Annotated in this window: 9 protein-coding genes; all 9 read left to right on the forward strand. The window is 66.5% G+C overall.

Going from position 1 to position 9115, the window contains the following annotated elements:
- Nucleotides 1–362: molybdopterin dinucleotide binding domain-containing protein (locus WA965_RS16065; RefSeq protein ID WP_526447793.1), on the forward strand; the 362-nt coding region annotated here is incomplete at its 5' end.
- The gene (gene nuoH, locus WA965_RS16070; RefSeq protein WP_526300683.1) at nt 359–1591 is read left to right on the forward strand and encodes an NADH-quinone oxidoreductase subunit NuoH; all 1233 of its coding nucleotides are present in this window, start codon (nt 359–361) and stop codon (nt 1589–1591) included. The genes WA965_RS16065 and nuoH, both read left to right, overlap by 4 nt.
- Nucleotides 1584–2105, forward strand: a complete 522-nt coding sequence (gene nuoI / locus WA965_RS16075; protein WP_178360732.1) for an NADH-quinone oxidoreductase subunit NuoI — start codon at nt 1584–1586, stop codon at nt 2103–2105. The genes nuoH and nuoI overlap by 8 nt, the downstream gene beginning before the upstream one ends.
- A gap of 35 nt (nt 2106–2140) precedes the next feature.
- A complete protein-coding gene (locus WA965_RS16080; RefSeq protein ID WP_526300687.1) occupies nt 2141–2890 on the forward strand; it encodes an NADH-quinone oxidoreductase subunit J in 750 nt (249 codons plus the stop codon).
- Entirely contained in the window at nt 2887–3186 is a 300-nt protein-coding gene (gene nuoK / locus WA965_RS16085) for an NADH-quinone oxidoreductase subunit NuoK (RefSeq protein WP_526300681.1), read from the forward strand. Before WA965_RS16080 ends, nuoK begins: the two co-directional genes overlap by 4 nt.
- A gap of 7 nt (nt 3187–3193) precedes the next feature.
- Nucleotides 3194–5074, forward strand: a complete 1881-nt coding sequence (nuoL, locus tag WA965_RS16090) for an NADH-quinone oxidoreductase subunit L (protein WP_526300679.1) — start codon at nt 3194–3196, stop codon at nt 5072–5074.
- Nucleotides 5071–6645 carry an NADH-quinone oxidoreductase subunit M gene (locus WA965_RS16095; RefSeq protein WP_526300677.1) on the forward strand — a complete coding sequence of 525 codons (1575 nt, stop codon included), beginning with the start codon at nt 5071–5073 and terminating at the stop codon, nt 6643–6645. Before nuoL ends, WA965_RS16095 begins: the two co-directional genes overlap by 4 nt.
- The gene (nuoN, locus tag WA965_RS16100; protein ID WP_526300675.1) at nt 6642–8216 is read left to right on the forward strand and encodes an NADH-quinone oxidoreductase subunit NuoN; all 1575 of its coding nucleotides are present in this window, start codon (nt 6642–6644) and stop codon (nt 8214–8216) included. Before WA965_RS16095 ends, nuoN begins: the two co-directional genes overlap by 4 nt.
- 16 nt (nt 8217–8232) lie before the next feature.
- On the forward strand, nt 8233–9009 hold the full coding sequence (locus WA965_RS16105; RefSeq protein ID WP_526300673.1) for an enoyl-CoA hydratase: 777 nt from the start codon (nt 8233–8235) through the stop codon (nt 9007–9009).
- Nucleotides 9010–9115: the final 106 nt, after the last annotated feature.

Below are 9115 nucleotides of genomic sequence, written 5' to 3' on the forward strand. Positions count from 1 at the left end.
GTCCCGAATCGCCGCGGGTCGAACCCTCACCGTCGCGACCGGCGAGCGGCCAGGCCGTCCTGGCGGGTTGGCGCATGCTGCTCGACGCCGGACGGTTGCAGGACGGCGAACCGCATCTCGCAGGGACCGCACACCGGCCGGTCGCGCGAGTGTCGCCCGCCACGGCCGCCGAGATCGGCGTCGCACCCGGTGAGCTGATCACCGTCAGGACCGAGCGCGGCACGATCACCCTTCCGGCGGAGATGACCGATATGGACGAGCGCGTGGTGTGGCTGCCGATGAACTCGCCCGGCAGCGCGGTGCACCGGGCACTGGGTGTGACGGCCGGCGCTGTGGTGACGATCGAACGGGGTGACGCGTGATCCATCCCGATCCGACGCTGTTCGGTCACGATCCGTGGTGGCTGATGCTGGCCAAGGCCCTCGGCATCTTCGTGTTCCTGTTGTTGACGGTGCTGACGGCGATCCTTCTCGAGCGAAAGATCCTGGGCCGCATGCAGTTGCGTCTCGGCCCCAACCGGGTGGGTCCGCGCGGGCTGCTGCAGTCGCTGGCCGACGGTGTCAAGCTCGCGCTCAAGGAGGGGCTGATCCCGGCCGGGGTGGACAAGTGGATCTACCTCGCCGCACCGGTCATCGCGGTGATACCGGCCTTCATGGCGTTCGCCGTCATCCCGTTGGGCGGCGAGGTCTCGGTGTTCGGTCATCGGACGGCGCTGCAACTGACCGACCTGCCCGTGGCGGTGCTCTACATCCTCGCGGTCACCTCGATCGGGGTGTACGGGATCGTGCTGGCCGGCTGGGCATCCGGGTCGGTCTACCCGCTGCTGGGCGGTCTGCGGTCGTCGGCGCAGGTGGTCTCCTACGAGATCGCGATGGCGCTGTCGTTCGTCGCGGTGTTCATCTATGCCGGGACGATGTCGACCTCGGGGATCGTCGCCGCCCAGAACGACACCTGGTTCGTGTTCCTGCTACTGCCGTCGTTCCTGGTGTACGTCACCTCCATGGTCGGTGAAACCAACCGTGCGCCTTTTGATCTGCCCGAGGCCGAGGGCGAACTGGTCGGCGGTTTCCACACCGAGTACTCGTCGTTGAAGTTCGCGATGTTCATGCTCGCCGAGTACGTCAACATGACCACGGTGTCGGCGTTGGCCGCGACGTTGTTCCTGGGCGGTTGGCACGCTCCGTGGCCGATCAGCATCTGGGAAGGGGCCAACACCGGGTGGTGGCCGCTGCTGTGGTTCACCGCGAAGGTCTGGGTGTTCCTGTTCCTGTTCATGTGGCTGCGGGCCACACTGCCCCGAATGCGCTACGACCAGTTCATGCGGCTGGGCTGGAAGATCCTGATCCCGGTGTCGCTGGGCTGGATCATGATCGTCGCCGCCACCCGCGTGCTGCGCGACTACGGCTATCAGGGCTGGGCCACCGGCCTGATCGCCGCCGGGATCGTCGCGGTGCTCGCGGTGCTCTTGGTCGGGTGGCGGACGCTGCACGCCCGAAAAGTACGCAGGACCCCCGAACCACCCGTTCAAGCAGCAGAACCGGGCGCGTTCCCGGTGCCGCCCATGCCCGTCAAGGAGCCAGCCGATGCCTAAATTCCTCGATGCCATCGCCGGTTTCGGCGTCACATTCGGGTCCATGTTCAAGAAGCCGGTCACCGAGGAGTACCCGGAGAAGCCCGGCCCGGTGGCACCGCGCTACCACGGCCGCCATCAACTCAACCGGTATCCGGACGGGTTGGAGAAGTGCATCGGCTGCGAGTTGTGCGCGTGGGCCTGCCCCGCCGACGCGATCTTCGTCGAAGGCGCCGACAACACCGAGGAAGAACGGTATGCGCCCGGCGAACGCTACGGCCGCGTGTACCAGATCAACTACCTGCGGTGCATCGGATGCGGGCTGTGCATCGAGGCATGCCCGACGCGCGCGCTGACGATGACCACCGACTACGAGATGGCCGACGACAACCGTGCCGACCTGATCCTGGGTAAGGACAAACTGCTGGCTCCGCTGCAACCGGGAATGGAGCAACCGCCACACCCGATGGCCCCGGGAAGCACCGACGACGACTACTACCTCGGCAACATCACCCCCATCAAGGAGGTGCAGTGAGCGTCGAGTTCGTCACCGCAGTATCCAACACCGCGCTGTCCGACACCGGGCTCACCAGCACCAACGAGGCCGTCCTGTTCTGGATCCTGGCGGTGGTGTCGGTCGTCGGTGCAATCGGTGTGGTCGCCGCCCCGAAGGCGGTCTATTCGGCGATCTCGCTCGCGCTGACCATGATCGCGCTCGCGGTCCTCTACATCGCCCAGGACGCTCCTTTTCTCGGGGTGGCGCAGGTGGTGGTCTACACCGGCGCGGTGATGATGCTGTTCCTGTTCGTCCTGATGCTGATCGGTGTCGACTCCTCGGAGTCGCTGGGGGAAACCCTTCGCGGACAACGCCTCGCGGCGATCAGCGCCGGCGTCGGGTTCGGCATCCTGCTGATCGCCGGCATCGGCAACGTCTCGGTCAGCGGGTTCACCGGGCTGACCGAGGCGAACGGGAACGGCAACGTCGAAGGCCTGGCCGCGCTGATCTTCACGCAATATCTGTGGGCTTTCGAGCTGACCGGGGCATTGCTGATCACGGCCACGCTGGGAGCGATGCTGCTCGCACATCGGGAGCGCCTCGAGCGCCGCAAGAGCCAGCGCGAACTCGCCGCCGAGCGGTTCGCCCCGGGTGGGCATCCGACCACACTGCCGAACCCCGGTGTGTACGCCAGACACAACGCCGTCGACGTACCCGCCCGACTCCCCGACGGCTCGGCGTCGGAACTGTCGGTCAGCGCGATCCTGCAATTGCGTGATCTGCCTGACGACGATGACCGGGAAGCCGACGGGGAGCGCCGATGAATCCCGACAACTACCTGTACCTGTCCGCTCTGCTGTTCACCATCGGCGCGTCCGGGGTGCTGCTGCGGCGCAACGCCCTTGTCATGTTCATGTGTGTCGAGCTGATGCTGAACGCCACGAACCTGGCATTTGTCACGTTCTCCCGCATGCACGGGCACCTCGACGGGCAGGTGGTGGCCTTCTTCACCATGGTGGTCGCCGCGTGCGAAGTGGTGATCGGTCTGGCAATCATCATGACCATCTTCCGAAGTCGACGTTCGGCGAACGTCGACGACGCCAGTCTGCTGAAGAACTGATGGGCCGATGACACTTCCGGTGTGGCTGGTGATCGCGCTCCCGTTGGCGGGCGCGGTGATCCTGCTGTTGGCGGGCCGGCGTTCCGATCGGTGGGGGCATCTGCTGGGCACGGTCGCCGCGGTCGCGTCCTTCGGTTGTGCCGCAGTGCTTTTTGTGGACATGCTCGGCCGTGAAGCCGACAGCAGGACGACCCACGAATCGCTGTTCTCCTGGGTTCCGGCAGGCGAACTGCGAGTCGACTTCGGCTTGCAACTCGACCAGCTGTCGATGTGCTTCATCCTGCTCATCACCGGTGTCGGATCGCTCATCCACATCTACTCGATCGGCTACATGGCCGAAGACGCCGAGAGGCGAAGGTTTTTCGCCTACCTGAACCTGTTCCTCGCCGCGATGCTGCTGCTCGTGCTCGCTGACAACTACCTCGGCCTGTACATGGGCTGGGAGGGCGTCGGACTGGCGTCGTACCTGCTGATCGGCTTCTGGTCGCACAAGCCGTCGGCTGCGACGGCGGCCAAGAAGGCCTTCGTCGTCAACCGGGTCGGCGACATCGGTCTGGCGGTGGCGCTGATGGTGATGTTCGCCGCCGTCGGATCCGTCTCGTTCGCCGCGGTTTTCGACGCCGCACCGGCGCTCACCGACGGCACGCTGACCGCGATCGGGTTGATGCTGCTGCTGGCCGCGTGCGGCAAGTCCGCCCAGGTCCCGTTGCAGTCCTGGCTCGGAGACGCGATGGAGGGCCCGACGCCGGTCTCGGCACTGATCCACGCTGCCACCATGGTCACCGCCGGGGTGTATCTGATCGTGCGCTCGGGCCCCGTGTTCGACCTCGCACCGCACGCACAGACCGCCGTCGTGGTCGTCGGCGCGGTCACCCTGCTGTTCGGCGCTGTCATCGGCTGCGCGAAGGACGACATCAAGAAGGCGCTCGCCGCATCCACGATGAGCCAGATCGGCTACATGGTGCTGGCCGCCGGCCTGGGGCCCGCCGGGTACGCCTTCGCGATCATGCATCTGATCACCCACGGGTTCTTCAAGGCCGGGCTCTTCCTGGGCGCGGGTTCGGTCATGCACGCGATGGACGACGAGGTCAACATGCGCCGCTACGGCGGGCTGCGCAAAGCACTTCCGATCACCTTCGTGACATTCGGGCTCGGCTACCTCGCGATCATCGGTATCCCACCGCTGGCGGGGTTCTTCTCCAAGGACGGGATCATCGAAGCCGCGCTGGGCGCAGGCGGCGTCAAGGGCATCATTCTCGGTGGCGCAACGATTCTGGGCGCCGGGATCACCGCGTTCTACATGACCCGGGTGATGCTGATGACGTTCTTCGGCGAGAAACGCTGGGCACAAACGGTTCATCCCCATGAGTCACCCGCGGTGATGACCTGGCCGATGATCCTGCTGGCAATCGGCTCGGTCACCGCCGGCGGGGCGCTGGCGATCGGGGGCACGCTCGAGCACTGGCTGGCACCGGTCGTCGGCGCCGAGGAGATTCACCACGTGCTGCCGGTGTGGGTGGTGACGGTGATCGTGCTGTCCGTCGTGGCGATCGGTGTCGGCATCGCGTACCGCATGTACGGAACGCGCCCGGTTTCCGAAGAGGTGCCGGCCGGGTCGGCGCTGACCGTCGCGGCCCGCCGAGACCTGTACGGCGACATGTTCAACGAGAGGGTGCTGATGCGTCCCGGCGGGGCTGTCACGGTGGGCTTGGTGGAGATCGACGACGAGGCGGTGGACGGCGCAGGAAGCGGACTTGCCGCCGGTGTCGGGCGCATCTCCGCCGGCCTGCGACAGCTGCAGACCGGGTTCGCACGCTCCTACGCACTCTCGATGCTCGCCGGCACAGTCCTCGTCGTCGCGGCCATCCTGGCGGTGAACCTGTGGTGACCTCGATCCCGTGGCTGACGGTTCTGTGGGCGGTGCCCATGGTCGGCGCTGCGCTGGTGTTGCTGTTACCCGCCGCGCAACGCGCGCTGGCGAAGTGGGTGGCACTGGCGGTCTCGCTTGTGGTGCTGGCCGTCACGGCCGTGGTGACCGTCGGGTTCGACCCCGCCGGCGAACAGTTCCAGTTCGTCGAGTCCCACACGTGGATACCGTCTTTCGGGACCGGCTACATCCTCGGCATCGATGGCATCGCGCTGGCCCTGGTGGTGCTCACCGCGGTGTTGGTGCCCCTGCTGATCATCGCCGGCTGGAACGACGCCCGCGATCGGCTCAGCTGGGGTGGGCGCTCGGTCAACATCTACTTCGCGCTGACGCTGGCCGTCGAGGGCATGGTGCTGATCTCGCTGGTCTCGCTGGACATCCTGCTGTTCTACGTGTTCTTCGAGGCGATGCTGATCCCGATGTACTTCCTCATCGGCGGGTTCGGCGGGCAGAACCGCAGCGCCGCGGCCGTGAAGTTCCTGCTGTACAACCTCTTCGGCGGTTTGATCATGCTCGCCGCGGTGGTCGGTCTGTACGTGGTGACCGCCCAGAGCGATGCCTTCGCGGCCGGAACGTTCGACTTCCGCGCCATCGTCGCCGCGGTGGCCGGCGGCGAGTTCGTGCTGAACCCGATGGTGATGCACCTGCTCTTCGGCGGATTCATGTTCGCGTTCGCCGTGAAGGCGCCATTGTGGCCGCTGCACCGGTGGCTGCCCGACTCGGCGGTCGAGGCCACCCCGGCCAGCGCCGTGCTGATGATGGCGATCATGGACAAGGTCGGTACCTTCGGAATGATCAGGTACTGCCTGCAACTCTTTCCTGACTCCGCCAAGTACTTCAGCCCGCTGATCATCACGCTCGCCGTGATCGGGATCGTCTACGGCGCCATCGTCGCCATCGGCCAGAACGATGTCATGCGCCTGATCGCCTACACCTCGATCTCACACTTCGGCTTCATCATCCTCGGTATCTTCGTCATGACCAGCCAAGGGCAATCCGGGTCGACGCTGTACATGGTCAACCACGGCATCTCGACGGCCGCACTGTTCCTGATCGCCGGGTTCCTGGTGTCCCGTCGGGGATCTCGTCTGATCAGCGACTACGGCGGAGTGCAGAAGGTGGCGCCGGTGCTCGCCGGAACCTTCCTGGTATCCGGTCTGGCGACGTTGTCGCTGCCCGGTCTGGCACCGTTCATCAGCGAGTTCCTGGTCCTGATAGGCACTTTCACCCGGTACCCGGTCTTCGCGGTGGTCGCGGCCAGCGCGCTGGTGCTGTCCGCGATCTACATCCTGTGGATGTATCAGCGGATGATGACCGGCCCACTGCCCGCCGACTTGGACGGCAAGGGTGTGCTGTCCGACCTGGTGCCGCGGGAGCTCGTCGTGGTGGCTCCCCTGATCGCGCTTCTGCTGGTGCTCGGGGTGTATCCCAAGCCCGCACTCGACGTCATCAACCCCGCGGTGACCTACACGTTGACGACGATCGATCAGCCTGACCCGGCACCCCGGATGGCGGAAGGCCCGACACGATGACTGTTCCCACGCCGAGCATCGAGTACGTCCTGCTGTCCCCCATGCTCATCGTGCTGGGCGCGGCCGTTCTCGGCGTCCTCGTCGAGGCATTCGCCCCCCGCCGGCAGCGCTACGTCGCCCAGGTGGCACTGAGCCTCGTAGCGCTGATCGCGGCCTTCGTCGCCGTCGTCATGCTCGCGCGAGACCTGGACGGCGGCAACGGCTTCACCGCCGTGATGGGCGCCGTGGCCGTCGACATGCCCGCGCTGTTCCTTCAGGGCACCATTCTCCTTGTCGGGGTGCTGGGTGTCCTGCTCATCGGCGAGCGCCGGATCGGTCTGCCCGGGCAGGACCCGGAGGACTCCGCCGGCCTGGACGCCTTCACCCCGCAGGCCTCCGCGGTCGTCGGAAGTGTCGACGAGCGCCTGGCCACCAAGTCGGGTGTCGTCCAGACCGAAGTGTTTCCACTGACGTTGTTCGCGGTAGGCGGCATGTTGCTGTTCCCGGCGGCCAACGACCTGCTGACGATGTTCGTCGCGCTCGAGGTGCTGTCGCTTCCGCTGTATCTGCTGTGTGGACTCGCACGGCGCCGACGCCTGCTCTCACAGGAATCGGCGCTGAAGTACTTTCTGCTGGGGGCGTTCTCGTCGGCGTTCTTCCTGTACGGCGCCGCGATGTTGTACGGCTACGCGGGCACCCTGAAACTCGACGGCATCGCCGATGCGCTCGCGGCGGGCACCGGCAAGCCCTCCCTGGCCTTGATCGGCACGGGACTGCTCCTGGTCGGGGTGCTGTTCAAAGTCGGCGCCGTGCCGTTCCATTCGTGGATTCCCGACGTATACCAGGGCGCCCCGACACCGATCACGGCGTTCATGGCCGCGGCGACCAAGATCGCCGCGTTCGGCGCGATGCTGCGACTGTTCTACGTGGCGCTGCCCGAACTGCGCGACGACTGGCGCCCGGTGCTGTGGGCGATCGCGATCTTGACGATGGTGATCGGCACGGTCACCGCGGTCACCCAGACCGACATGAAGCGGATGCTCGGATACTCGGCGGTGGCCCACACCGGCTTCATCCTGACCGGTGTCATCGCCGGCAACGAGGCCGGACTGTCCTCGACGCTGTTCTATCTGTTCGCCTACGGTTTCTCCACCGTCGGTGCGTTCGCCGTGGTGAGCCTGGTCCGCGACGGTGCAGGCGAGGAGGACACCGCGATGACGCGGTGGGCAGGCCTGGGCAAACGTTATCCCGTTGTCGGCATCGTCTTTTCGCTGTTCCTTCTGGCGTTTGCCGGTATCCCCCTCACCAGTGGTTTCGTCAGCAAGTTCGCGGTCTTCAAAGCTGCAGGCGAGGGCGGCGCCATCCCGCTCGTCGTGGTCGGAGTGTTCGCCAGCGCGATCGCGGCGTACTTCTACGTCCGGGTGATCGTGCTGATGTTCTTCACCGATCGTCCCGACGACGGCCCTGTGGTGGTCGTGCCCAGCGTGCTGACGACGGCCGTCGTCACCGTCACCGCGGCCGTCACGTTCATGCTCGGCGCACTCCCGCAGCCGCTGCTCGACCTGGTCAACTCCGCGGACCGGTTCCTCTGATACGAACGGTGCCACGATGACCGAGCAACTGGTGCTGACCGTCGACCGGGGCGCCGTGCGAATCCTGACGCTGAACCGACCGGCGGCGCGGAACGCGCTGAGCCGGGACCTGATTCGTGCCGCCTATGCGGCGTTGACCGCCGCCGATGCCGACGAGTCGGTGTGTGCGGTCGTGCTGACCGGCAGCGATCCGGCGTTCTGCGCCGGTGTGGACCTCAAGGAGGCGGCCCGCGACGGCCTGTCGTACTTCGAGGAGTTCCGATCCCAGAGCTGCATCGCGGCCGTCGCCAACATGCGCACCCCCGTCGTCGGCGCCATCAACGGCGCCACGTTCACCGGTGGCCTGGAGATGGCGCTGGGCTGCGACTTCCTGATCGCCTCGGAGCGCGCGGTCTTCGCCGACACCCATGCGCGGGTGGGAATCCTGCCCGGCGGCGGCATGACGGCTCGACTCCCCCAGCTCGTCGGCGCGGCGATGGCACGGCGGCTGTCGATGACCGGAGAGGTCGTTGATGCCGCACGCGCCGAACGGATCGGGCTGGTCACCGAGGTGGTGGCCCACGAGCGACTGCTCGAGCGCGCCGTCGAACTCGCCGCCCAGATCGCCGACGTGCCGCGACCGACGATGCGCGGCCTCAAGGAGATCTACACGACAGGGGCCTCGGCGGTGACCGGTCCGGCGCTGGCAGCAGAGGAGAAGATCGCGTTCGCCCAGCACCGCGATTTCGACACCCTCGACGTCCAGTTCCGCGCCGTGTCCGAGCGGAACAAGGAGCAGATCCGACCGCAGTAGGGGCCCGCCCGAGGGGTCAGGTCACCACGCCGTGCAGCAGGATCGCCGTGGTGCTGTCCACCCAGGCTGGGCTCGCGAGGTTCTCCGGTGCCTGCAGCAGCGCCAG

Origin of the sequence: Mycobacterium sp., assembly GCF_049683935.1 — a bacterium.
Lineage (GTDB): Bacteria > Actinomycetota > Actinomycetes > Mycobacteriales > Mycobacteriaceae > Mycobacterium.

Bases quoted from the DNA above. Each gene is read 5' to 3' on its own strand.
- nuoI (WP_178360732.1), top strand. From the start codon at position 1,584: ATGCCTAAATTCCTCGATGCCATCGCCGGTTTCGGCGTCACATTCGGG.
- nuoK (WP_526300681.1), top strand. From the start codon at position 2,887: ATGAATCCCGACAACTACCTGTACCTGTCCGCTCTGCTGTTCACCATC.
- nuoL (WP_526300679.1), top strand. From the start codon at position 3,194: ATGACACTTCCGGTGTGGCTGGTGATCGCGCTCCCGTTGGCGGGCGCG.
- nuoN (WP_526300675.1), top strand. From the start codon at position 6,642: ATGACTGTTCCCACGCCGAGCATCGAGTACGTCCTGCTGTCCCCCATG.
- WA965_RS16105 (WP_526300673.1), top strand. From the start codon at position 8,233: ATGACCGAGCAACTGGTGCTGACCGTCGACCGGGGCGCCGTGCGAATC.